Consider the following 22,931-nt stretch of genomic DNA (forward strand, 5'->3'; position numbering starts at 1 on the left):
TTACCGCCCCTCGAAGCGCGGCGGGCGCTTCTCGGCGAAGGCGTTGCGACCCTCCTGATAGTCGAAGCTGCGGGATGCACCGTCGATGCGCGCCTGGGCAGCATCGAGATCGAGCGCCCCGGCCCCCATGGCGATGCCGTCGAGGATGAACTTCGCGCCACTGACCGAGAGCGGCGCATTCGCCGCGATGCGCCCGGCGAGGGTGCGGGCCGCCGCCATCGGATCGTCGGCCAATTCGTCCGCGAAGCCAATGCGCAGCGCCTCCTCGGCGGGGATGCGATCCGCCGTGTAGAGGATGCGCTTCGCCTGCGTGAGCCCGACGAGGGAAAGCAGGCGCTGGGTGCTGCGGACGCCATAGATGATGGAGAGCTTCGCCGCTGGAATGCCGAAGATCGCGGTTGGCGCGGCGATGCGGAAATCGCAGGACATGGAAAGGTGGCAGCCCCCGCCGAGGCAATAGCCGGAAACCACGGCGATGGTCGGCTTGCCCGCCCCAGCGATGGCGTCGGAGGACGCATCCACTGCGACCTCGTAATCCACGCTCTGCTCAAGCGTGTGGCGCACCACGGGGAATTCAGAGATGTCCGCCCCGACGCTGAAGTCGGCGCCTGCGCCGGCGAGCAGGATCGCCCGCACATCTCGGTCGGCTCCAAGTTCCGAGAATATTCGCGCCACATCCCGCCACATGGCGAGCGTCATGGCGTTTCGCTGCGCCGGACGATTGAGCGTGACGGTGGCGATGTGATCCGCGACGACGACTTCGATATCCGCCATTCAGCCCTCCCTGGCCCCGATGTCCGCCTCGTCGACCACGAGGGGGGCAAGAACTTCGCGCAGCTTGCCCGGGAGTGGAACGGGCCGGTTCGTGGCGCGGTCCACGTAGACATGGATGAAATGCCCCTGCGCAGCCGCCACATCGTCCGCATCGCGGAAGATGCCGATCTCGTACCGCACGCTGGTGGTTCCAAGGCGCCCGACGCGCAGGCCCGCATGCACCTTCGAGGGAAAGGACAGGGACGAGAAATATTGGCAGCGCGTTTCCACCACGAGCCCGATGACGGGACTGGCCTCAACGTCCAGCGCGCCTGTCTCGATGAGGTAATGGCCGACGGCCGTGTCGAAAAACGAGTAATAAACCACGTTATTCACGTGCTGGTAGACATCATTGTCCATCCAGCGCGTCGTGATCTCCCGGAAGTGTCGATAGTTCTGCCGCCGGTCCGGCGTTTCGCGCGCGCTCACCTGCCGCCTCCCTTCCAGACCTGCCCGCAGACGGGCACCAGCGTTTCTTGTACGGCCCGTCGTGCCGCGGACGATGGCCACGACGATCGGATCCGCTGATCAATTCGTAACTTGCATTAATAGACTGAAAGTGCTGTTGTCAATGGCGCACCGACCGACACGGGACCGACTGCCCGGCCTTCGACATCATTTGCTTCAGCTCGCGCCAATTCATACTGCAGTGCAGGATGAAATGACTGGGGCACGGCAGTCAAAACATCCATTTATGAAAGACAACGGTCGGTGCAGGGACAGACCAGCCGGACGCTAAGCCGGAAAGGCGCGCCGGATCACGCAGGAGGAAGACGGATGTCCAGGATTGCACACGTGGCGACGATCTGCGCCGCGCTTGCCATGTCGCTGCCGGCCCATGCCCAGACCCCTGCGGCTTCGCCCGCGGCCGGAAAGATCTCCAACGACATGGTGAAGATCGGCGTTCTGACCGACATGTCGGGGCAGTTCTCCCACGAATCGGGCGAGGGATCCGTAACGGCGGTGAAAATGGCCGTAGAGGATTTCGGCGGGAAGGTCCTCGGCAAACCCATCGAGGTCATTGTCGCCGATCACCAGAACAAGACCGAGGTCGCCATCGCCAAGGCGAAGGAATGGTTCGACGTCGACAAGGTCGACATGATCGCCAACCTCATCAATTCGGCCGTGGCCATCGGTGTCGCGGGTGTGGCGAAGGAGAAGAACGGCATTGCCATCATCAACGGCTCGGGTTCCTCGCGCCTCACCGGCGACATGTGCACGCCAAACTCGATCCACTATGCCTACGACACCTATGCGCTGGCCGTCGGCACGGGGAACGCGCTTATCAAGCAGGGCAAGAAGAACTGGTTCTTCCTGACCGCCGACTACGCCTTCGGCCATGCCCTTGAGGCCGACACGGCATCGGTCGTGAAGGCGGGCGGGGGCAACGTGGTGGGCTCCGTGCGCTACCCCATCAATACCCTCGATCACGGCTCCTTCATGCTTCAGGCGCAGGGATCGGGCGCGGACGTGATCGCGGTTGCCGGCTCCGGCACCGTCTTCATCAACGCCGTGAAGGCCGCGCACGATTTCGGTCTGACGCAGTCCGGCAAGCAGTCCCTCGCCGGGCTCCTCGTGTGGATCACCGACATCCATTCCATGGGTCTGGAGAACGCCCAGGGCCTCGTGCTCACCAATGCCTTCTACTGGGATCGGGACGATGAGACCCGCGCCTTCTCCAAGCGCTTTGAGGCGCGCATGGGCCGCAAGCCGCACATGGGCGATGCGGGAGACTATTCCTCCACCATGCATTATCTGAAGGCCGTCGAAGCTGCCGGAACCGATGAGGCTCAGGCGGTGATGGCCAAAATGCGCGAGATGAAGGTCAACGACTTCTTCGCCAAGAACGGCTACATCCGCGCCGATGGCCGTTTCATCCACGACATGTACGTTTACCAAGTGAAGAGCCCGTCGGAATCGAAAGGCCCGTGGGACTATTACAAGCTGGTACAGGTCATTCCGGGCGAGCAGGCGTTCCGCCCGCTGTCCCAGAGCCAGTGCCCGCTGATCAAGAAGTAGCGGACGCCGGGCGGCCCCGGCGTCGGGCCGCCCGCTTCCCCGGCCGGGGCACTTCCTCTTCCGCCTGGTCTTGGCCGGGCGCATCCGGAGCAGGCGCATCCTCGCGCACCACCGGCGCATCGACGATCCGATCGCCGGCCAAAGGCGCGCCATATTGCGCCGGATCGTAATTGAGGCGGTAGCGCATGTCGGGGGCCTCGATGGGCTTGCGGCACTTGTCGCACACCACCACCGCGGAAAAGTCGTGTCCACAGTCGAGATGCGTGAGCACCAGCGGCGGATCCCCGGCGGACAACCATCGGTCGCCCCACGCTCCCATGGTGATGAATGCGCCGTAGAGGTCCTTGCCCATTTCGGTGAGCCGATATTCGTAGCGCTCGGGCAAATCCTGATACTTGACCCGCGCGAACACCCCGCGCGTGACCAGCCGGCCGAGCCGTTCGGTAAGAATATTGGGCGCGATCCGCAGTTCGGTCTGCATCTGGTCGAAGCGCCGCACGCCGAAGAACGCCTCGCGCAGGATAAGAAAGCTCCAGCGGTCGCCGATGATTTCCAGCGACCGCGACACCGAGCTCGGGCGACCGCGCGAGAAGCTTGCGGATTCCGCCGTCCGCCGCGCCCGCTTCGCCGGCTCCACCGGGGTGCGGCCCGCGCCCGGCCCGTCGCGGTAACGCACGCGGTTCGCCTTCACCTCGCCGAGGCAGTGGGAACAGGCCACATAAGGCTCGCACTCCGCGCCGCATGTGGCGTGGATGAGGCGGAGCGGCGGCCCTTCTGGCCCCGAGAGCCATCGGTCCCCAAAGCGGATCAGCGCGACGAAGCTCGGGTACAACTCCATTCCACAGCGCGTGAGATGATATTCGGCCCGGCTTGAATTCGCCGAATAGTGCACTTGGCGAAATATGCCGCGCACGGTGAGGCGTTTCAGCCGTTCCGCAAGCGTGCCGCGGGGCAGCCCGAGGGCAGTCCGGAACTGTTCAAACCGCTGCGCGCCGAAGAACGCCTCGCGGATGACGAGGAAGCTCCACGCATCCGACATGATGGAGATTGTGCGTCCGACCGAGCAGTTGCGTTCAAACAGCTGAGGCACCGGCTGGCTCCTGGATGCGGTCTTCACAATCGCTCCGGGGCCCGCACGCTTCTCGTTCCGCATCTGGCCGCGCACTCCACGTGACAATTTTTCCGTCCAATTATAGTACCAGCGAATCGGCCCGTCGCGCGGATATCTATATGACCGTGAGCGCCGTGGGCGCGCCCTGTTTCTTTTTACGCCCCGACGCTAGCGTTATATAAATTTGACATAAAATCGATAAATTTTGAGCGTAATTTTCCATACTAATTAAAACTATTCAAATATCAAATATCTTGCATGTGTAAAATCATAATTTGAAAGAAGCTTATTTCAAAATGCCACTCTGATACTTAGTCATCGGGTGGCCGACTGTGCCGACTTCGGCCCCGCCGCCTTGCGCAGGGAGGATTCATCCGCCCTTGCCATCCTGGCCCGATGTTGCGGAAGGCTTCCGCCACATCGGCGTCGATCCGGAACGATAGCAGCGCCTTCGGGTTCTTGGCCTTCGGCCGGCCCCGCCTTCCCTGTCCCCTTCAAGCACCTGCCCGAGCTGCGCGCCTTCTTAGTGCTCAATGAGGTGCCGCCCGGCCACATGACGTCCGAGGTAACGGACGACACCCTCGCGCCTCACCTCCGGGCGGCGAGTTTGCCGTGGTCGGCCTGCCGGACCATGAGCCGTAGGACCGAGAGCTTTACGTCATCTCCTTCACCTCGCCGCGGGCTCGCATCGGCGTCGCTTGGCGCATTGTTCGGATGCAGGCGCGCTCAAAGCGGCCGGGCCTGCCTCCAGATCGACGCTGAAGGTGCGAAGCGGCAGCGAATCCGAAGCGCCCCGACTCAAAACGGCGGCGGCGTTGCCATGGCGGAAAGGGCTTAAGATTGTGGGTCCGGCGCTTACAAGCTGCTTACACGGCGATGTAAGCGAAAGGGAAATTTGCTGTAAGTCTTTGATTTTATGGTGCGCGGAAGGGCGCCACACTAACATTCTAAGCCACTGATAACGAGATAATATTTTTTCTGTGAATTAATTCACGCCTACAGATACGCCTACAAATCGCGTAGGTGAGGTGGTTCGATGCCTCTTTTGAAATAATCTTGCGCGAATTTGCCCTCGCGCGCACGAGAACGCACCGGGCCGGAAGCCCCCTCCCCTAGCCTTTCTCGGCCTTGGCCGCAGCCGCCTTCTCGCCCTGCAGACGCAGGATGACTTCGACCTGCTGAACCGCGATGGCGAGTTCGTAATCGTCCAGATTGTTCACGGCCGACACCATGCGGTCGATCAACTTCGAGCGCTCCGTCGGCTCGGGCAGGTCTTCAGGCTCGCGTTTCACCCCGAGCAGCGCATCGGGCGTCGTGCCCAGCGCCTTCGATATCTTCACCAGCGTCGCCAAGTCCGGCTCCCTCGCCCCGCTCACATAATGGAAGTAGCGGCGCTCGTTCAGGCCGGCCCGGCGGGCGGCTTCGGCGTTGGAGAGATTGAGCGCCGCGGCACGGGCTCGAAGATTGGCTGCAAAGAGATCCATGAGAACAAAATGTTCATGGCACCCCTTGTGCCGTCTACGAACAAAATGTATATTAATAGTTGTCCATTATGTGCGCAATCGCAACCATGAAACTCTCAGCCAATTTCCATAATGCGACGTTCGCCGCCGTCATTCTCGCCGCTCTCGGTCCAGCGCCCGCCATGGCCCAGCGCGGCGTCGAGTTCGGCTACAAGGACCGGATCTTCGAGGAGAAATATCTGCTGCCGGACGGCCTGAACGCGTTCGAGGTCCAGAACTATCTGCTCATGTCCGGCCTTCGGGCGATGGCCACGACCGGCGGAAACGGTTTCGACAACCGTGTCCTAGAGGCTGCAGGCGGGACGTGCGCCGGCCTGTTCGTCGGCAGTCAAACCCTTCCGGATCGCACCCCGGCCCAAACGGCCATAGACCGAACGCCCGAGTCACAGGAGACGCAAGGTCCGGAAGAATTGGTGCGCCAGCCGGCATCAAACGACCAACTGTGCAGCGCCCAGATGAGGCTGTTCCAGATGGCCTTCACGGACAGCATGTCCATGGACCATCAACTTGCAGGCCTCGCAAAGTCCATGCGGACCCGCTTCGCAGGTGAATGGGTGTCCCCATCGGAGATGGCCGACCCGAGAATGCAACGTGCGGCGTTCAGCGTTCACAGCATCATGACCAAGCTGTATCGCCTCGCAGCGCATGGCATCGAAGTACCCACCGACGCTTCTGGCGGCACATTCGAAGACGCAGCGGGAGCCATCGCATCGATGCGGCGCCTCCTGCTCGCCGCGAAGTCCGACCCCGCCGGCATAGACAGATATGGCGCCCGTCTATCAGCCGCAGAGGACGAGGCCGCCACCACCCTGGCAGAACGGGCGGCGCGCAAAGAGGCCGAGGAGAAGCAGGCACGCGAAGAGCGAGCGCGCGCGGAAGAGGAGGCCCGCCAAGCCGAGCGCAGGCAACAGGAGGCGCAGGAAGCCTTACGGCGTGCTCGACGTGACCGGGCAGACGAGATTGAGCGGCTGGAGTATCAGCGCACCGAGTTGGACAGGACCGTCCACTTCTACCAAACCCGCCTGAAATACGAAGACAAGGGCAGCGATGGGGTTCGGCTCCGAGGGCTGCTGAACGCAGCATTGACCGAACGGGCCGAGGTCGAGCGCCGGCTCATGAAGGCCAAGGGCATCGCGACGGAGCAACAGCCTCAGCCGACACCGCAGGCCCCTGCATCGTCGCTCCCTTCGCCGCAGCCGGAACCTGTGGCCGGTGACGACTGCCTGCAGGGCCGCGTTTGCCGGGTCATCGAGGTCACACTGTTCTGCCGCACGCCGCAGCAGATAGCGGCGATCCTGTCGCAGCGGCCGGGTCCTGCCCGCCGCCAGATGCTCACAGCCTTCACGGCCTCGGGCGACTGCCGGAAGGTCGGTCCGGGCGCAACATTGGCCTGGACGGCGCCCATCACAAAAGTCCAGCCGCAGGGCGAGGCCGAAGCCGAACTCGTGCCAGGCACCCTCGCCGATGGGTCTGCCGGCTTCATGTTCAAGGACGGCGTCATTGCGCCGACTGTCCGCGCCGCGCGCTGAGCATCCGTTTCACATCACACACATCATTGGGGGAGCACATGAAGGTCGCGTTCAAGAACCCGAAGACGGGTGAGCTGAAGGCCGTGAAGATCGGCTTCAGCTGGGTGCTGGTGCTGTTCTCCGGGGTTTTCGGCCTGCCACTTTTCCTGCGCCAGCTCTATGGCCTCGGCGCTTTCATGGCCGCCTGGCGCGTGTTCGTCATTTTGATCAGCATCATCCCCATGAGCGCCGACGCGCGCGAGGGTCTTATGCCGCTGCTGTTCGTCGTCGACGTCGGGCTGGTCGTCTGGCTTGGCCTGAAGGGCAATGAGTATACGGGCAAGCACCTGCTCAATATGGGCTGGGTCTTCGCCAAGCCCGACAGCCTCGAAGCCCAGTTCGCCGCGTCTCGCTGGGGGATTGAGTTGCCCGCCGCTGCAACGGCCTGACGGAAACCTAAGGGGGACAGTCATGACGGGCAGCAGGGGGGCCGACAAAGTCTCCCGCCATACGCATGCATTTGCTGCGGCCTTGCTCTCGGTCGCCCTGATGCCGATTGGGGCGGTCGCCCAGCCGGCTCAGATGCCCTTCACCGGCGTCACCATGCACAATTCCGCTCATCTAGTCCGCACGCCCCAGATTGCCAGCTGAAACAAAAGGGTGACGCGGCCTGAAATCGCATCTGAAGGCCGCTGAAGGCCGACGCAGCAAGTTGCGCGGCCGAGCCGCTCACGTTGCACGTTCGGCCGCCATCGGCTTCGCTCTGCTATCGGGCCGCCATTACAAGTCGGCCGGCAGCACGAAGCCGTGATGCCACCCCGCGAGCCGCGACGACTTCACATGCTGTGGAAGTGGTCCTTGCTGCGGAGACTGCACATGCCGCCTCATCCGGCCAGGAAACCGCCGTCAGTGGCGAGGACGTGCCCGACGACGTAGCTGGCCGCGTCAGACAGCAGCCACACAACGGGCGCAGCAACTTCTTCCGGATGGCCCATGCGCCTCAGTGGCAGGCTGTGTGCGACAGTCCGCGTGTCGGCGATCCCTGAGGACAACATCATGTCCGTGACAACGCAGGCCACTGATTAGCAGCGACACCCCGTTGACGGCTTAGCCTCTGCAGTTTTTAGTTGTGCACGGGGGCTGCCTCTGTCGGCAGCAATGGGGACTGGCATGCGATTCAGCGAAATGCGGGAATTCGACGATGGCGGCAAACTCGCATCGCAAGCTTACTCGAACGCTCTCCGGAAGCTGCAGCAAGCTTTTGAAGAGGTTTACGACGAGGAGTTAGAGTCTTACGGCGACCGCCCGATGGCGCGGTTCGAAAGTGCCCTCAACAACCTCAAGAAACGGCTTTCCCAAGATGCAGAACGGGGAAAACGCGTTCTTGATTTCTTGGATATCGAGCCGGGCGAAGATATCGGAACAGTTCTGCTCAGCGATGCCGATATCGACAGTTTAGCGCCGAAACCCATCAAGACGGCGATGTATGCGGAGTTCCGCAGCCTCGAGAAGGGCCGTTTCGAACTCCGACCGATTCTGCGACGCGTGCTGGACGAGGTGTTTACGGATCCCGCGATCCGGAGGCCGCGCGTCGGAGCAAATCGGCACTGGCCTCGACTGCGGCAGTATCTGCGCGAAATCGAAGATGAAACGAACTCGCTGCCAGACGGGCAAGGGATGCGCCTAGCCAATAAGAGTGGCCGAGGTCCTGTCGCGCAAAACCCCGCCGATCCTGGTCGTCTCAGTGTCGTTATCGATCCGGACTACCTCTGAGTCCTGAGGCTCGCTCGCCCTTGATCCGAGCCACCCGAGGCTCGCGTCCTTCTGGGCGAGCAAGGGCGAGAGTTGCCCCATAGTTGCCCCTCGGCTGCCCTTTCAGCGACGTGCGCTTTGCGCTCCCTTCTCGGACGTTCGGTCTCGCCCAGCTTGATCCCAGATTCCGCCGTAAATCATCCTGATAAACTCTACGGTCGGACAGTTAGCTTCGGATACGTTCGCCTTGGGTCCTTTTGCGAGCGGTGACGAACACAAGATGGTCTTGACATACTTGTCTCGCTGATGTCGGCATTGCGCCTCTTGGTCACTGAGATAAAGTCAAACTGCCTCGACTCACAAACTGGATGGCGTTCCAGGAATTTGTGCGTCAGCACAATTTCGAATTGTTTGGGGGGGCCAAAGTGAAGAATTGCCTCATGGATGAGGATTCACAGCAGAAGCCCGAACGATCGATCGCCGACCGCGTGCTGTCGACGTTCATTGCGGCGGTTGGGGAAGACGAAGGGCTGTCTGAAGTGGCCACGCGTCTGAAATCCGTCTTGCTCGATGGCGATACAGTCAATGAAGCGTCATTGCGTCGGGCCATTTTCGGCGACGAATCATGATCACTGTTGAGCGCATCAAGATTAAAGAGTTCAGGGGCATCCGCGATCTGACCGTTGATCTCGGCAGCGCGAATTTTGCGGTGTGCGGCCCGAACGGAACCGGCAAGAGCGGCATAGTTGACGCTCTCGAATTCGGCCTGACCGGCACGATTTCTCGCCTAGTCGGCAAGGGTCGCGGAGCGCTGTCGGTTAAAGAACACGGCCCCCATGTAAACAGCCGGACTCATCCCGAGAAAGCGGTGGTAACGCTGGAGGTGTCGATCCAGAGCCTCGGCAAGAAGGCGACCATCACCCGTAACGTCAAATCGCCCAAGGCTCCGAAGATCACACCGGATGACCCCGCCATCCGGGCGGTGTTTGAGCATGTCCAGCGCCACCCGGAATTTTCACTCTCACGGCGCGAGATCATCAAATATGTTCTCGCCGAGCCCGGCGTGCGCGCCGAGGAAGTGCAAACGCTGTTGCAGCTCGACAAGCTCGATACCACCCGCAAACTGTTGCTGAAGATATCCAACGCCGCGACGCGCGACTTAAATGCTCTGGAAGGCGAGCGCGACCGTGCCGCGAGCCACTTGATGAGCGCGCTTGGCATAGCCGAGGTCAAAGCGCCGACCTTGCTTGCCGCGGTTAACGTCAAACGGGCGGCATTGGATCTTCCCGCCCTGACCAAACTCGAAGCGACCACATCCATTCGTGACGGGCTAGAAACGCAGAGTGGCATATCCGGATCTAAGGTTCCCAAGGTCCAGGCCAAAACCGACATTGCCAATGGGCTTGCCTCGCTTGAAGCGATCAAAACGCCGGAAACCGAAGCGGCGTGGTCGGGCGTGGTTGATGCGCTCATTGCGCTAAAAGAGAACGAGGCCAAACTTGCCGACCTGACCCGCGACGGGATGCTTGCCACTGCCCTTGCTCTTTTCGATGAAGAACATTGCCCCGTCTGTGAAACCGAGTGGGAACCCGCCGAGTTTCGCGCCGTGGTCGAGGCCCAACGCGAGCGACTGAAAGCGGCGGCGGTCGAACGCAAACGAGTCGAGGAATTGATAGAGCCCATCGCCGTCGTCTTGGAAGGGTTGCGACCGATGTTGCGGCAGTTAGCTGTCTATGCTCGCGACCTGCCTACCCCGCTCGCAATTGAGCCGTTCGCGGTGGTGGCAAAGGAAGCCGATCGTCGTGCAGAAGTGCTGCGCAACTTCCTGCCGCTGGATGACGCGATCACGGCCCTCGACACCGACTGGGGGGACGTCCAACCGGCGCTTGAACATCTCGCCACGCTCTCCGCGAGCGTCGAGGCGTTGCCGGAGCCGACGGACCGCGACGCGGCACGCGATTTCCTGACCGTCGGCCAGGAACGCTTAGAATCGTGGCGTCAGGCGATGACAAAATATGCGGCGGGGAAGGTTAAAGCCGACGCCGCCGCCAGAGTGCACGCGTTGTATGGCACGACCACTGACAAGGCGCTCGAGGCAATATACAAGGAGGTGGAGGCGGAGTTCCGCAGCTACTACCGCGACATCAATGGTGACGACGAAAGCAAGTTTGAGGCGCAATTAACGCCCTCGCTCGGCAAGCTCGGCTTCGAAGTCGATTTCTACGGCAAGGGTTTTTTTCCGCCTGGTGCCTATCACAGCGAAGGCCATCAGGACGGCATGGGCCTGTGCCTATACCTCGCCTTGATGAAGCACCTGCTTGGCGACCAATTCACCTTCGCCGTGCTGGACGACGTGTTGATGTCTGTCGATGCCGGGCACCGGCGCGAAGTCTGCACCCTACTCAGGACCAAGTTTCCGAAAACCCAGTTTGTGCTCACCACCCACGACCCGGTGTGGTTGAACCACATGAAGAGCAGCAAGCTCGTCGCGGGCAAGAGTGCAATTACCTTCCGCAAATGGCATGTCGATCACGGTCCGCAGGAATGGAAGCAGACCGACGTATGGGCGGAGGTCGATCAAATGGTTGCCAACAACGAGATACGCGCCGCCGCCGGTCAGCTACGGCATTACCTCGAATATGCCGCAGCGGAATGGTGCGCACGTCTTGGCGGTCGCGTCGAGTATCGCAGCGATGGCAAGTACGAGCTGGGCGACCTGTTGCCCGCCGCTATCGGCGCGATGAACGAACTCTACAAGAAGGCAAAAACGACCGCGCAAAGCTGGGGCGACAAAGCCCGCGTTGAAGAGATCAACGGCTGTCATACGGCCTTCACCGCTGCCGTGACCCAGTCGCAAAGCGAGCAATGGGAAATCAACCCAGCCGTCCATTTCAACGAATGGGCCAACCTCCAGCGACAGGATTTTGAGCCGGTGGTGGCCGCCTTTAAACTGTTGGAGCGCGAGTTCGAGTGTCCTGCTTGCGGCGACATGATCTACGTCGTGCAGACTGGCAAGACCAAGGAAGCAGCGCGCTGCGGCTGCGCGAAGGTCAATTTGAACTTGAAGTCCAAGCCTAAGGATGCGGCCGCCTAGCCGCCGTTAGGTGCACCTCACGGACGCCGCTTAGATTAAGCGGCCATCAGAAAGCGGTCGGTCAGCAACCGGCCCCCTATTACTCCGTTGCGTTGGAGAAGGGCATGTCCCGCGGCGATGACCGGATGGGGGTGGTAAAGAGAAGGGAGCGTATGGCCGCCCAGACTACGACGGTAGAGATTCCCGGTGGTAACAACTTGGACGGATGGTGTTTATTGTGCAGAGCCCTAAACTTGCCCAGCGCATAAACCGGAACCTGAAGGATTGATCGTGCAGGATGTCGCCCAACTTCGCATTGAAGCCGCCCACAAGAAAGTTGCGGAGGTGTTTTCGAAGGACTACTCGTTCACGATCCCGGCGTATCAGCGCCCCTATGCGTGGGAGACCACCCAAGTCGAGGAATTGCTAACCGACCTTTCCGATGCGATGGGCCCGGAGTCACGGTCGGACGGGTTCTATTTCCTGGGAAGCATTGTTCTCGTCAAAACGCATGGCAGTCCGGACTCGCGCGTCGTGGACGGACAACAACGCCTGACGACGCTGACTATCCTCTTCAGCCTGATACGCGACCTGACGGAAGATCCCGTGAAACAGGCCAGCCGCGAGACCTATATCAAGCAGGTCGCCAACGAGGACGAAGGCATCCCCGAGGCGTTGCGGCTTCAACTGAGGCAGAAAGACCAAGCCTTCTTCGAGAAGCACATTCAGACGCGGGGGGCGACCGAAAGTCTTCCGTTGACCGATGGCCAGTCCGGGGCGAAGGCTCGGATCATCGAGAACGCCACGACCATTCGTGCGAAACTAGTGGAGATGGGCGAGGACAAAAGGAGCGAGCTTCTGCGTTTTCTCTTGCAGTGCTGTTACCTAGTAGTTGTGGAGGTCCCGACCCAAACCGCCGCCCGGCGCATCTTCACAGTGCTCAACGCCCGAGGGATGGACCTGTCAGCGACCGACATCCTCAAGGCCGACCTTCTTGAACGCGCAGGCGAGTTGAAAGAACGCGACCTTTCCCAGAGGTGGGAGGATATCGAGGTTGCTCTGGAACGCGGAAAGTTCGGCGATCTGTTCACCCACATTCGGATGATCTTCGAGCGCGACAAACCGCGATCTGCGCTTGAGAACGGGTTCCCTGAGCAGGTGCCGATCTTCCGCAGGGACCCCGTAGGGTTTGTCGATAAGGTCCTCGAACCCTATGCCGACGCTTTCACGTTGTCGCAGAATGACACTGAACTCAGAAAGCGGTTCGGACCAAAGATGGCCGACCTTGTCCGATCCCTGGATAGGCTAGACAACAAGGACTGGCTTCCACCGCTCCTGCTCTGTCTGAGGCAGAGCAATGAGGGCAAGCGCGATGACGTGCCTGACATCGTGTTCCAGCTTGAGAGGTTGGCCTATTACCTCTTTATGGTTCGAGCGGACGTGAATGCGCGTATGTCGCGATATGCGGACGTGCTGGACGCGTTGGAACCACTTTCGGAGCTAAAGCCCAGAGTCAGCGTGAGGGACCGCTCGACAGGTTTCACCCTCACGCAAGCGGAAGCTTTCGCCATGTTCAACGCCCTAAACGGTGATGTGTATCTCGCAACGCGGGTAGTGAAACCGATCTTGTTGCGGCTGGAACAAGCGTCAACCGACGGATCTGCAACCTACGATTATCCGACGATCTCGGTCGAACACGTCTGCCCACAGACCCTGCCCGACAGTTCCCACTGGGCAGAGTGGTTTTCCGACCCGGACACGCACAGTTCTTTGCTTCACACCTTGGGAAATCTCGTGCTACTGAATTTCCGAAAGAATGCGGCGGCCCGAAATTTCGATTTTGATATCAAGAAGAACCAATACTTCGCGCCTGGAAATTCAAGCGCGTTCACTCTGACTAACGAGGTGCGCGCCTATTCGACATGGATGCCATCAGACATCGAAGGACGGCGGGAAATTTTATTGCGGCGCTTGGCAAAAGATTGGCGTTTGGACGACACATTCGAACGATGGTGGGTAGCCCAATGACCCACGCTGCCCTTCGGTATTGACGCCCACGCCGAGGACGGCAGCTACAGACGCAACGCGATCTTCTCGGAGTGCCTAGTCTATCGGTCTCAACAGGCTAGGTGAGGAACGCTTTGATCTTGTCACCGCTACTATAACGGCTCTTAAACTCGGCGCGAGCGGCAGCTTTTACCGCAGTCCCCAAGGGATCCGCGAACGACCTAAAAGGGGGTTGGATGCAGATTGTCGGCTTTCTCTGTTTTCGCGCTGGAACCGGGCAGACCGAAATCGGCCCCCGAAGCCGTCTGTCAGCAAAGCGCCGCCATCTCGGCCATTGATATGGTAACCGCCGCGGCCCAAAAGCGGACATTCGCGACGTGGGGCGTTGGCGCCTTTGCGCCAGTTCAATGGGAAATGAGCCTTGCCGAGCGCATCATATGTCAGGTCGCCGTGGCGTACATATCTGTTGAACCTAGACGCGATTAGTTCATGCCGAGAGCTTTGAGGGCCGCGATCTTGGCGTCACCGAAGAAGATCGGATCGACCTGCTCCATCACGTCGCCCGTGACCTCGAGGAAGCTGCGCTTGTTTTCGAGTGGAATTAGTGCGCGCTTTGCGCCGTTGTCCATGGCGATCTGCAGCGGTTCGACCAACGACCTGACGCCCTTTATATTGCCCTGCACGCTGAGGTCACCGAGCACGAGTAGGGCTGCGGCGGGCGCGGCTTTCTTCAGCGCGGAGAAGGCGGCAACGAAGAACCCCAGTCCAATCTCGCCTTCGACGCGGTTATTGAGCAGGTCGATCACCTCGACGTGGAGATCGGAGCTGTCGAGCTCTCGAGCGATCGTCAGCTCGGCCTTTCGAGTGAGCATATAGCTGAACGCACGATTGACGGACTCCTTGGTCGCGCCGCTGATTCCGCCGGCGGTTCTCAACTTGCCCGCGCCCGTGCTGATTGATACCTCTACGCGGAACAATCCGACGGTGCCATCAAGCGCGACGCTGGCCGTGTAGACACTGCCCGGGGGCAGTGGATCGGCAGAGATCATGTTGCGACCGCCCTGTTCGGGCACGCCCACGAAGCGCTCGTTGCCCGTCTCGGTATCCGTATAGCTGAACGAAGTGTGATAGTACTCGAACGAGCCCATCTTCTTGAGCTGCTCTTTCACGCGGCGACGGCCCTCCATCGCAAACTCGAGGAGCTCCGCCACCTCGTCTCGCGTGGCTTTGCCGTCGGGATAGAGAATTTTCATGAGCCCGGAGACCGTGCGCTTGACTGCCTTTCGATCGCGGGACACGAGGTGGGAGCCCATGGTGAAATAGCGGTCGGGGACCTCGGTTAAATTGTGCCGCCGGAGCTCACGCAAGGCTTCCGCCAGATAGTCGACGACAAATCCGTAGTGATCGGTGAAGAGCTCGTTTCTCATCTTCGGGATTTCCCATCCTGGAAGATAGAAATGCAAGCGGTCGATGAAGGCCATGTCATTGCGAATGAATTCTGGCATCGGCTCGAATAGATGGCCCGACTGCACCATAACGTCGATCGGCTGGTTGGTGTTACCGAACATCGCGACGCTCGCTTCGCCAGACGCAGCTTCTTGGCCTCTCTGATACGAACCCGACTCGCAGTAGGTCTTCATGGTGGTGATGACCTCTTTTGGCATCTTTTCGAGATCCGCCACTTCGTCGAAGCCGACGACGTCCCAGATCTGGACGAGACCTTTCGAGCGACCACCCATATGGCCAAAGAGGTTGGCGACGGTCGTCGGTCCGGTCATGAGGGCGGCATAGGGCGAGACCTCTTGCACGACATAGCTTTTGCCGGTGCCGCGCGGGCCCAGCTCGACGAGATTATAGTTGCGCTCGCACAACGGTATCAGCCGGGTCAGGAACAGCAGCTTGAGACGCCGGGACATCTCGGAGGGCTCGTAGCCCATGCTGCGGAGAATGAGATCCATCCACTCTGCGACGGTGAATTCCGCGCGAAGCTGCTGGTACTCTTCGAGATTGAAAGTGGCCACCTGGATGGGCACCAGCTTGTCGATCCAGAAGGGGTTCTTGCCCTTGCCGTCCTCGTCATATTCAAAGCGCATGTCGATCTGCGCCCAAATCCCGCCCGTCAGCAGCCGCTCGTAGTCGCGGACGTACTGATTGGGGATGTGGACGTTGCGATTGCCGAAGTTGTTGACCTCTGCCCAATAGTCAGAATCGACGAGACGAACCTTGACTTTGTCGATGAAAGTCCACCGGCCCTTCTCCTTGACCTTGCTTTGGGCCTTCATCGCCTCATCGGGGCGGATATAATTATCGGCCAGACTCGTATTCACTACCTGGAGGCCCATCTGGATAGCCATCTCATCCGACGAGGCACAATACTTTCCGAGGAGATACTCGAGCACGAACACGGGCACATTGGTACCGACCTTCACCCGTCGGACGAGATCCTTGCGCACAACCTTGCCGGCGAAGACGCGGTTCGCTTTATCGTCGAGGGCATCACGTGCTGTTGACAACATCGACTAGACTCCGAGCCGGACCGGAAGGTCCTTCGGCGATATGAAAAGAAGGGCGTCGGTATCGGCGTCAAGAACCTGGACGCGGACAGTCTCGACGGTGTCATCGGTCAATATGAACCCTACCGTGGCAGGGGAACCGGGCTCGAGAAGCAGGCAGCCGTTTTCGAGGTGCCCGCCCACAGCAACTCCGGGCATCGCGACCTGACGCTCTCCGGCCACGACAATAGGGCGGACGCGGCGCGCCTGCTCGAAGAGGCTCTTCGCTGCGCCGCCGAGCTCGATCTTGACGGAGAAGATGCGATTGGTGACCGCATTGAAGTCGTGGGTGACGGTGACGGCGTTTTTTTCCGCCCGGGCCTCGGCCGTGGATCTGAGGCGCGTCTTAATGACAGGGATCACCATCTCCTGGAGAGAAGCGCCGCCGTGATGGTAGGCGAGATCTCCGCCCGATTTGAACACGGATGTGCTTGCAGGGAGAACGACGTCGAGATCCGTCGCGTAGCCGAGTTTCGATCCGGAGATTCTGACGCTGCCGGCGGGAGTCGCGCCACCTCTGCCCGTCCAGCAGCGGCGATGAAGATCGGCCGTATCGCCGCCCGGTGCGTCGATCCGCATCGATGCATCGCGATCCGATGCGAAGAAGAGGTGGCCATGATCCGAAGTGACTACGACGTTCTCGATGCCGGCCGATGCGAGGCGCTGCAGGCATCGGGCGATGTCCTCGATGACCCGCTCCATGATCCGGCGCGCCGACACGGTCCCGGTGTTCTCTCCCGCTGCATCGATCTCCGTCGAGCGGATCAGGACGACTTTGGCAGTGCCGATGCGCTTCTGGAGCGACTTGGTGTTGCCCGAGAGTGCATCGTCGAGGGTGAGGTCGAGGAGGTCGCGTATCTGGGCCTTCAGGTACTTTAGGCGCGCAGAAAGGTCGGGAAGGAAGGCGCTCCCGACAATCGCGCCGAACCGGCCATTCTGGGTCCCGATCGAGAATTCGCCTGACGCCGCCGGCAGAAGGGCCGCCATTCCGATGGGAGTGATCGATGGAAGAGCGGCAATCGCCGGTCTCAGCTGAACTTCACCGAAGTTGGCGATGCGTGTCGCAAGCTCCGCACCCATCTCATACCGCATGGCATCCACGACCACGAGAACGACGGGTTTCGGGAGTGGCTGCACAAGATCGGACCAAATGCGGGTCTGATGCAAGGCCCCAGGGATGCTGCAGCCGGCCTTCGCGAAGGCCGTGAGGAAGCCCTCGGACATCCGACAGACGGCGTCTTCATAAATGGCCCGCACGCGGCCGATGGCGCGTTCGGGGATCTCGTCCTCGAGCTCGGGAAGGATCGCCTCGAGGCGCCTCTGGATACGGTCAAGATGGTGCCATCCGTCCTTTGCGGCGACATAGCGCTCGACCCAGGCAGCAGCGTCTCCGTTGGCCTTCTTCATGCTCCCGTCGGCTTGCTCGGCCGCGATGCCGAGGTCCAGCATCAAGCGACATGCCTGCCACACTGTCAGGCGCGCAACGTCACGATTGATCCAGAAGCTTTCCGTCCGCGTGTCGACAACCGCCTTCGCTCCGGCGAAATCGGCCGCTGCGATGAGATTGAAGCAGGCCAGAGCAACGGACTTTTCTTCGAAGCGGAAGGTATCGGCGGGCCCTAGGCTCGAGCCGAGGTCCTGATCCGCATGCAGGCTGAGGTCCTGCTCGACTCGGTCGGCGAGCAGCACATAGGCGGCCGCATACCTCTCGCGCAGCCGGCGACAAACCTCCGAGACGGCCCGGGATTGTTCGGCCGACGAGGGGAGAGGAATTCCACTCAGAGATTGATCGGCAGTGGCGGGCAGCTTGGCCTTGGGGGACAGGTCGGCCCGGAAGGCGTTGGCCAGCACATACCGGCCGAGGTTCGAACGCATCCGAGCCAGATCGGCACCGTCGGGAAGACTGGCTCCCAGGCGCGCATGCGCCAGAGTGCGCAGCTCCCCGTCCGCGCCCTTTGCTGCGATCTCGGCATCGCAACCGGTGTCGGCCAGCCATTCGGTCAGGATCGAAAGGCTGTCGGTGACGCCAAAGATGCCCTTGAGGAGGGATGGACCGTTGTTCGCACCGTCATCCTGGCTCATGCGCGCGAAGTCGGCGTAGCGCAGTGCGTCCGACTTCAGCATCTCGTCGATGGCGACATCGGTGAAACGTTTGCGCAGCACCTCGCGCGCGAGACGCTTCAGTGCGGGCGGCCGATAGAGGTCTCCGCCCTTCTCGAGCTCCATGAGCAGCGATCCCGTTTCGTCGCGCTCGCGGCCAGGGATGTAGATCAGCGTATCCTCGGGAACCTCACCGCTCGTGACGGGCTCGACGAGGAAGCGTACTTTGAGGAATGACCCGTCGTAAATGCATAGCTTCGGCGATCTGTAGCCGACGCGCACGGGAACAAGCGAGTCAGTGGCGGGGTCGGAGGTCAGCTCGGCGAAGAATGGCCGGAGCTCTTCGTTCTTGTCATAGATGACGACAACGTGCCGTTCCTTCAGCCTGTCGGCAATCCGGCGAGCGATGTAGCTGTGCAGCGGATGGGGATCGGCAGCTTCCTTTGTCGTCATCAGCGTCTCCCCCGGCCGCGTCGTGCGCCGCCTGCTTGCTCCGGCGCTTCCATCAGACTCTTGAGTGCTGCCTTAACGGCGAACGACGTCCGCTCCTTCACGAGCGCATCGATTGGCCTCGTCGGCTCCTCGCGTGGCTTCCAATTCTTGTCGTCGTCCTGATACCAGAACACGTCCTCGAGGTCGTGAGCGATGGCGAGGCTGCGGTCCTCGGCGCATTTCGGCACGACGCGCTCGGGCCAGAGGTGCATGGCGAGGTGCGCCCAGTCGTATCTGCCAGCGCAGAGCGTGTCCCAAGTCGATTTCAGCTCCTTCTGCCAGGGCTTGTGCTGCGGCACGAGACGCCAGAGCGGCGCGAAGTTGATGATCACGCCGTCGTCGAGGTTCGGGTTCCAGAGAGGGGCGACGCGCTTTACCTCGTCGAGAAAGGTCCGCATTTCATCGACGAAGCCTTCCTGCGCCTCAATGGCTTTGCGCTGCGCGGTGATAGGATCGGGGCCGGCCTCGGCTCGCAGCGTCTCGAGCTGGCGCTCCTCGTGCGCTAGCTTGCCCGCGGCGTAATCGTTCTGGACGCGGAACAGCGTGTCCTTGGTGAAGGCGTGGATATAGAGCCAGACCGAATAGCTGGCCGACGGCGTCGCGAGCTGCCAGTAGATCGGCGCCTTGCGACGACTTTTCGAGTACATCTTGATGTGCAGAGGGAAGAACTCGCGCGCGATCCACGGGCGCAAGTCTGCCGCCACCTCCACGCCGACGCTCTCGCCCCATCTCTGCACAAGTGCGGTCAGGTCCTTAAGATGGCCTTCGTCGTCGACAAGGATGTCGGGATGTTCAGAGGGCTCCTCACCTTCAGGGTACATGGCCGGGGAACGCGACGGCAAGGGTTCGAACGGTTCAGGCTCTGGAGGGACCGCGCGCTCTCCCGTTGCGAGACGGGGATCGAAGCGGCTGAACCCAACACCGATCAGCCAAGAAATTTGACCCCATTCTGAGCTCACTGACTCTGCAGCATCGGTGTCTTCGTCGTCGTCGAGATGTGTCTCCTCGCTGGTTTCATCTTCCCCGAGCGGTTGCTCGGCCTTCCGCGAGAATTCCTCAATCGCTTTGCGATCCACGGAATCGACATCGTACAACTGCAAGCAGATGGCATCGACACGTTTTCCTATCGCTTCGATCTCCGCATCAATTGCACGACATGCGGAATCAGAAAGAAGCTGATTTTTGCCAGCGGGAAGTGTGAAGGCGTGGGAAGTCTCGTTCCCGGTATCGAGGCTCCGTTTCAATGACCAAGCCCGTCGCGCCAGCTCAGTCAATTCAGCGCGCACCTTCTCCGAGAAATTCGGGTAAGGGAGCTTCTGAAGAACGCCAACAACAAACTCAGGATGACCAAATCGGCCCAGCGCCACTTTGAACAGGTAGTCAAACACTGATGAGTTGCAGATTGCTGCAATCGAAAGAAGTTCGGCTTCCATGGAAATTATAGCGTAACCTCGAATGCTAAAAACACAGCCGCGAGGAAGTGGAACAGGTGCGAACTGAGCCGCGCGAAGTGGCCAAGTGAGTGCTGGATTGAAATAGTGATCTGCGGAGGACGGTTTTTCACTGGAGCGGTGTAGCAGGCCGGTGTATCCGAAGAATGTGGTTCTCCGATCGTCCCATCGCACTACTACGGGGTAAGCAGAGTACCACAGCGATACGTTGCCTCCCTTCGCAAAGGGAACCCAACGCTCTCGATTCGATGTGCTCCCAACACTTGAGATCTCCCAATGGAGCCTCAAAAATTTGGCATCATTTCCTGTAACGCCGCCCTGTCGAACGATACGCGGAGGGCATTCGAATGCTTGATTCTGCTTGAACAGAGATCGCAGTCGGGCACTCGTCCAGTAGGCAAAGGGAGTTCCTGGAACAGTCTTGAACTCAGTCGGTGCAATACGCACTACATTCGTGCCGTTCTGGACGGCATCTAGGAGCGCATTCGGCTTATCCTCTATCGGCGCATCTAGCACCCTTATGAAAGTCGTCACGGTTGCGCCTCCAGGCAGTAGGCCGCCGTTTCCACCATGGCGCTATCAAGAACTCCGAATCCAAGATCTACAAACACTACGGGTGGCGCTTGCGCTAGGAGAATTTCCTCTCGCCATTTCTGAAAACTTTTCAAAAAAAACCCTGTGCGTGAAGTGATTGCGCCCAAGCGTCCGCGCGCCAAAAGTACGTCGACGCCGCGCTCCACGAAGGCCGCGTAAACGTCATTTTTCGTTCGGGGATAGGATCGCTCGAAATATGGCTTCGCTCGCGTACTGCCCGCACCAAATGGCGGGTTCATCAGCACGACATCGAATTTCTTTGCCAAGAGATCAGCGAGCGCGATGCCCTGAGCCGCATCCTCCGCGAACAATCTCCTCCGCGCATTGCCGGAGTCGCTTGCCGACGCCGCATAGTCCGCCAGCGCCTGGAACACAAGCTTCTCGGCCTTGGTCCAGAAGTCCTCCTGCGCGCCCGGGACGACGCGCACAAGCTTCTCGTTGGTGATGCCGCCGAGGCCGTAGTCCGCGACACGGAACAGCGGCAGTGTGTCCTCCCACTCAGCGCGGCCCTTCTCGATTGCCCGTGCCAGATCGCGCTCGATCTTGAGCAGCGTGCCCATCTCGCCGGCAAGCTTCATGCCGTCCCAGACCGTCTCGACTAGCTCGGCGAGGCTGTCGGCCATGGCCTTGGTCGCAGGTACCTGCTTGTCGGCCGGCACGTCGAGCGCCCGCCGGATCAGCCCTTCGAGCTTGTCCTCCTTCAGCTCGGCCAGGAACTCCTTGAGCAGGTCCTTCTCGCCCGGCATCGGCTCGGCGATGACGATATTGGCGCGCTTGATGATCGGCCGCTCGGCACCGCCGATGCCGAGCTCCTTAAATGCCCGCTGCGCTCGCATCCATAACGCGAGCTGCCCGATTTGAGCACAGCGCGGGTCGATATCGACGCCGTGCAGGTTGTATCGCAGGATCAGCCCTGGCAGCGCCGTCTTTAGGTTCGCGATCTCGGGATAGTCCTCTCGCAACGTCTTGCCGGTCACCTCGCTCGCCGGTGACGCCTCATCCGCCCACGCTTCCTCGTACATGACGAGCAACAGATCGAAGCAGTAGAGCAAAAAGTGCCCGGACCCGCAGGCTGGATCCAGCACGCGCATATCGCGCGGATCTTTCTTCGCGCGCGGCTGCCACGTCTCATCCGGGCGCCGCAACATGTACTCGCACAGGTCCCCGAGGCGCGTAGCGCCGTTGCGCATCTCGTACCAGATGCGGCCGAGTGTGTTGTCGGAGAGGAACTGCACGACATAGCGTGGCGTGAAGAACTGGTTCCGGATGGCGAGCTCCCGGCTGTTGCGCGGCGCCTGGCTCTCCTCGCGCATCTTGCGGCGTTCGTCCTGCCCATTGAAGAACTGGTACACCCAGCCGACGGTCTCGCCCTCGCCCCAGACGCCGGAAAGCTCGGGCGCGTTCAGGATCTCGAGCAGCTGCTCGAATGTGCTTCGCTTCGGCCAGAGCACGGCGGACGGGTCACGCCGGTCGAATAGCACCTTCACCTCGGTTGAGAGCTCGTCGAAAATGCATTCGAGGTAGAGCCGATATCCGCTGCCGTCCGGGAACCTGATGCCCGGCGCGAGGCCGCTGAACTCGGCGAAGCCAGACGACGCATCACCTTTCGAGATGCACTCCTGCACTATGTCGCGGGCTTCGAGCATCTTGAGCGCGACGAAGCGGTTGATCGTCGTAAACGCAGCGTCGCGCAGGTAGTCCAGAATGGCCTCGTTGGCCTTCATGCCGCCGGCGCGTTTGTGCTCGATCGCTGCGACGATTTGGTCGCGCTGGCGTTGCTCTTTGGCTGACAAATGTGGCCCAGCCTGAGGCGCGATCGTTCCATCGACGTGGACGTCGTAGACGCCCTCGAGCTGCTCCCGGAAGTCGTCTTCGAGCACGCGGCGGGCCTTTTGCGTCGCCGACTGGATCGCGTTGCGGGTTTCCTTTTCCATCA

The 22,931-nt window shown here is 60.8% G+C and carries 15 protein-coding genes and 2 pseudogenes; 7 read left to right on the forward strand and 10 right to left on the reverse strand.

The window, feature by feature from the left end:
* Both ACT54R_RS16935 and ACT54R_RS16940 read right to left on the reverse strand, forming a co-directional pair.
* Positions 1-774: an enoyl-CoA hydratase-related protein gene (locus ACT54R_RS16935; protein ID WP_476328193.1), complete on the reverse strand. Its 774-nt coding sequence runs from the start codon at positions 772-774 to the stop codon at positions 1-3.
* A complete protein-coding gene (locus tag ACT54R_RS16940; RefSeq protein ID WP_476328195.1) occupies positions 775-1,242 on the reverse strand; it encodes an acyl-CoA thioesterase in 468 nt (155 codons plus the stop codon). It abuts the gene before it with no gap.
* Positions 1,243-1,590: 348 nt separating this feature from the next.
* On the opposite strand from ACT54R_RS16940, the gene ACT54R_RS16945 reads away from it, so the two are divergent.
* Complete coding sequence (locus ACT54R_RS16945; RefSeq protein ID WP_476328197.1) at positions 1,591-2,832, forward strand: ABC transporter substrate-binding protein; 1,242 nt, start codon at positions 1,591-1,593, stop codon at positions 2,830-2,832.
* Here ACT54R_RS16945 and ACT54R_RS16950 read toward each other — a convergent pair.
* The 3 genes and pseudogenes from ACT54R_RS16950 to ACT54R_RS16960 all read right to left on the reverse strand — a co-directional run bounded on the left by ACT54R_RS16950 (position 2,822) and on the right by ACT54R_RS16960 (position 5,427).
* Positions 2,822-3,985, reverse strand: a complete 1,164-nt coding sequence (locus ACT54R_RS16950) for a winged helix-turn-helix transcriptional regulator (RefSeq protein WP_476328199.1) — start codon at positions 3,983-3,985, stop codon at positions 2,822-2,824. The genes ACT54R_RS16945 and ACT54R_RS16950 overlap by 11 nt on opposite strands.
* 269 nt (positions 3,986-4,254) lie before the next feature.
* Positions 4,255-4,410 (reverse strand): annotated as a pseudogene (locus tag ACT54R_RS16955) (BrnA antitoxin family protein); the annotation flags it as partial.
* A 645-nt stretch (positions 4,411-5,055) separates the two neighbouring features.
* Entirely contained in the window at positions 5,056-5,427 is a 372-nt protein-coding gene (locus ACT54R_RS16960; protein ID WP_394029566.1) for a helix-turn-helix domain-containing protein, read from the reverse strand.
* 86 nt (positions 5,428-5,513) lie between these two features.
* On the opposite strand from ACT54R_RS16960, the gene ACT54R_RS16965 reads away from it, so the two are divergent.
* Together ACT54R_RS16965 and ACT54R_RS16970 are read left to right on the forward strand one after the other, a co-directional pair.
* On the forward strand, positions 5,514-6,995 hold the full coding sequence (locus tag ACT54R_RS16965; protein ID WP_476328201.1) for a hypothetical protein: 1,482 nt from the start codon (positions 5,514-5,516) through the stop codon (positions 6,993-6,995).
* Between the two features lie 38 nt (positions 6,996-7,033).
* On the forward strand, positions 7,034-7,423 hold the full coding sequence (locus ACT54R_RS16970) for a hypothetical protein (RefSeq protein ID WP_476328203.1): 390 nt from the start codon (positions 7,034-7,036) through the stop codon (positions 7,421-7,423).
* Between the two features lie 435 nt (positions 7,424-7,858).
* On the opposite strand, the pseudogene ACT54R_RS16975 reads toward ACT54R_RS16970, so the two are convergent.
* Positions 7,859-8,044 (reverse strand): annotated as a pseudogene (locus ACT54R_RS16975) (SDR family oxidoreductase); the annotation flags it as partial.
* A gap of 100 nt (positions 8,045-8,144) precedes the next feature.
* Between ACT54R_RS16975 and ACT54R_RS16980 the strand changes: the two are divergent.
* The 4 genes from ACT54R_RS16980 to ACT54R_RS16995 all read left to right on the forward strand — a co-directional run bounded on the left by ACT54R_RS16980 (position 8,145) and on the right by ACT54R_RS16995 (position 13,827).
* Complete coding sequence (locus tag ACT54R_RS16980) at positions 8,145-8,747, forward strand: hypothetical protein (protein ID WP_476328205.1); 603 nt, start codon at positions 8,145-8,147, stop codon at positions 8,745-8,747.
* A gap of 347 nt (positions 8,748-9,094) precedes the next feature.
* Positions 9,095-9,355, forward strand: a complete 261-nt coding sequence (locus ACT54R_RS16985; RefSeq protein WP_476328207.1) for a hypothetical protein — start codon at positions 9,095-9,097, stop codon at positions 9,353-9,355.
* Positions 9,352-11,820 (forward strand): AAA family ATPase, encoded by a 2,469-nt coding sequence (locus ACT54R_RS16990; protein ID WP_476328209.1) that lies wholly within the window; start codon positions 9,352-9,354, stop codon positions 11,818-11,820. The genes ACT54R_RS16985 and ACT54R_RS16990 overlap by 4 nt, the downstream gene beginning before the upstream one ends.
* 270 nt (positions 11,821-12,090) lie before the next feature.
* A complete protein-coding gene (locus ACT54R_RS16995; RefSeq protein WP_476328210.1) occupies positions 12,091-13,827 on the forward strand; it encodes a DUF262 domain-containing protein in 1,737 nt (578 codons plus the stop codon).
* 461 nt (positions 13,828-14,288) lie between these two features.
* Here ACT54R_RS16995 and brxL read toward each other — a convergent pair whose 3' ends face one another.
* The 4 genes from brxL to ACT54R_RS17015 form a co-directional block, all read right to left on the reverse strand.
* A complete protein-coding gene (gene brxL / locus ACT54R_RS17000) occupies positions 14,289-16,322 on the reverse strand; it encodes a protease Lon-related BREX system protein BrxL (protein WP_476328212.1) in 2,034 nt (677 codons plus the stop codon).
* Positions 16,323-16,325: 3 nt separating this feature from the next.
* Positions 16,326-18,911 (reverse strand): PglZ domain-containing protein, encoded by a 2,586-nt coding sequence (locus tag ACT54R_RS17005; RefSeq protein WP_476328214.1) that lies wholly within the window; start codon positions 18,909-18,911, stop codon positions 16,326-16,328.
* A complete protein-coding gene (locus tag ACT54R_RS17010; protein ID WP_476328216.1) occupies positions 18,911-20,383 on the reverse strand; it encodes a hypothetical protein in 1,473 nt (490 codons plus the stop codon). Before ACT54R_RS17010 ends, ACT54R_RS17005 begins: the two co-directional genes overlap by 1 nt.
* Positions 20,384-20,931: 548 nt before the next feature.
* Positions 20,932-22,929: an Eco57I restriction-modification methylase domain-containing protein gene (locus ACT54R_RS17015; RefSeq protein ID WP_476328218.1), complete on the reverse strand. Its 1,998-nt coding sequence runs from the start codon at positions 22,927-22,929 to the stop codon at positions 20,932-20,934.
* Positions 22,930-22,931: the final 2 nt, after the last annotated feature.

It is taken from the genome of Xanthobacter sp. DMC47, from assembly GCF_056313845.1.

What these genes read in the sequence shown, in the direction of transcription:
- ACT54R_RS16935 (WP_476328193.1), bottom strand. Translation starts at nt 774, where the DNA reads ATGGCGGATATCGAAGTCGTCGTCGCGGATCACATCGCCACCGTCACG.
- ACT54R_RS16945 (WP_476328197.1), top strand. Translation starts at nt 1,591, where the DNA reads ATGTCCAGGATTGCACACGTGGCGACGATCTGCGCCGCGCTTGCCATG.
- ACT54R_RS16950 (WP_476328199.1), bottom strand. Translation starts at nt 3,985, where the DNA reads ATGCGGAACGAGAAGCGTGCGGGCCCCGGAGCGATTGTGAAGACCGCA.
- ACT54R_RS16960 (WP_394029566.1), bottom strand. Translation starts at nt 5,427, where the DNA reads ATGGATCTCTTTGCAGCCAATCTTCGAGCCCGTGCCGCGGCGCTCAAT.
- ACT54R_RS16965 (WP_476328201.1), top strand. Translation starts at nt 5,514, where the DNA reads ATGAAACTCTCAGCCAATTTCCATAATGCGACGTTCGCCGCCGTCATT.
- ACT54R_RS16970 (WP_476328203.1), top strand. Translation starts at nt 7,034, where the DNA reads ATGAAGGTCGCGTTCAAGAACCCGAAGACGGGTGAGCTGAAGGCCGTG.
- ACT54R_RS16980 (WP_476328205.1), top strand. Translation starts at nt 8,145, where the DNA reads ATGCGATTCAGCGAAATGCGGGAATTCGACGATGGCGGCAAACTCGCA.
- ACT54R_RS16985 (WP_476328207.1), top strand. Translation starts at nt 9,095, where the DNA reads ATGGCGTTCCAGGAATTTGTGCGTCAGCACAATTTCGAATTGTTTGGG.
- ACT54R_RS16990 (WP_476328209.1), top strand. Translation starts at nt 9,352, where the DNA reads ATGATCACTGTTGAGCGCATCAAGATTAAAGAGTTCAGGGGCATCCGC.
- brxL (WP_476328212.1), bottom strand. Translation starts at nt 16,322, where the DNA reads ATGTTGTCAACAGCACGTGATGCCCTCGACGATAAAGCGAACCGCGTC.
- ACT54R_RS17005 (WP_476328214.1), bottom strand. Translation starts at nt 18,911, where the DNA reads ATGACGACAAAGGAAGCTGCCGATCCCCATCCGCTGCACAGCTACATC.
- ACT54R_RS17010 (WP_476328216.1), bottom strand. Translation starts at nt 20,383, where the DNA reads ATGGAAGCCGAACTTCTTTCGATTGCAGCAATCTGCAACTCATCAGTG.
- ACT54R_RS17015 (WP_476328218.1), bottom strand. Translation starts at nt 22,929, where the DNA reads ATGGAAAAGGAAACCCGCAACGCGATCCAGTCGGCGACGCAAAAGGCC.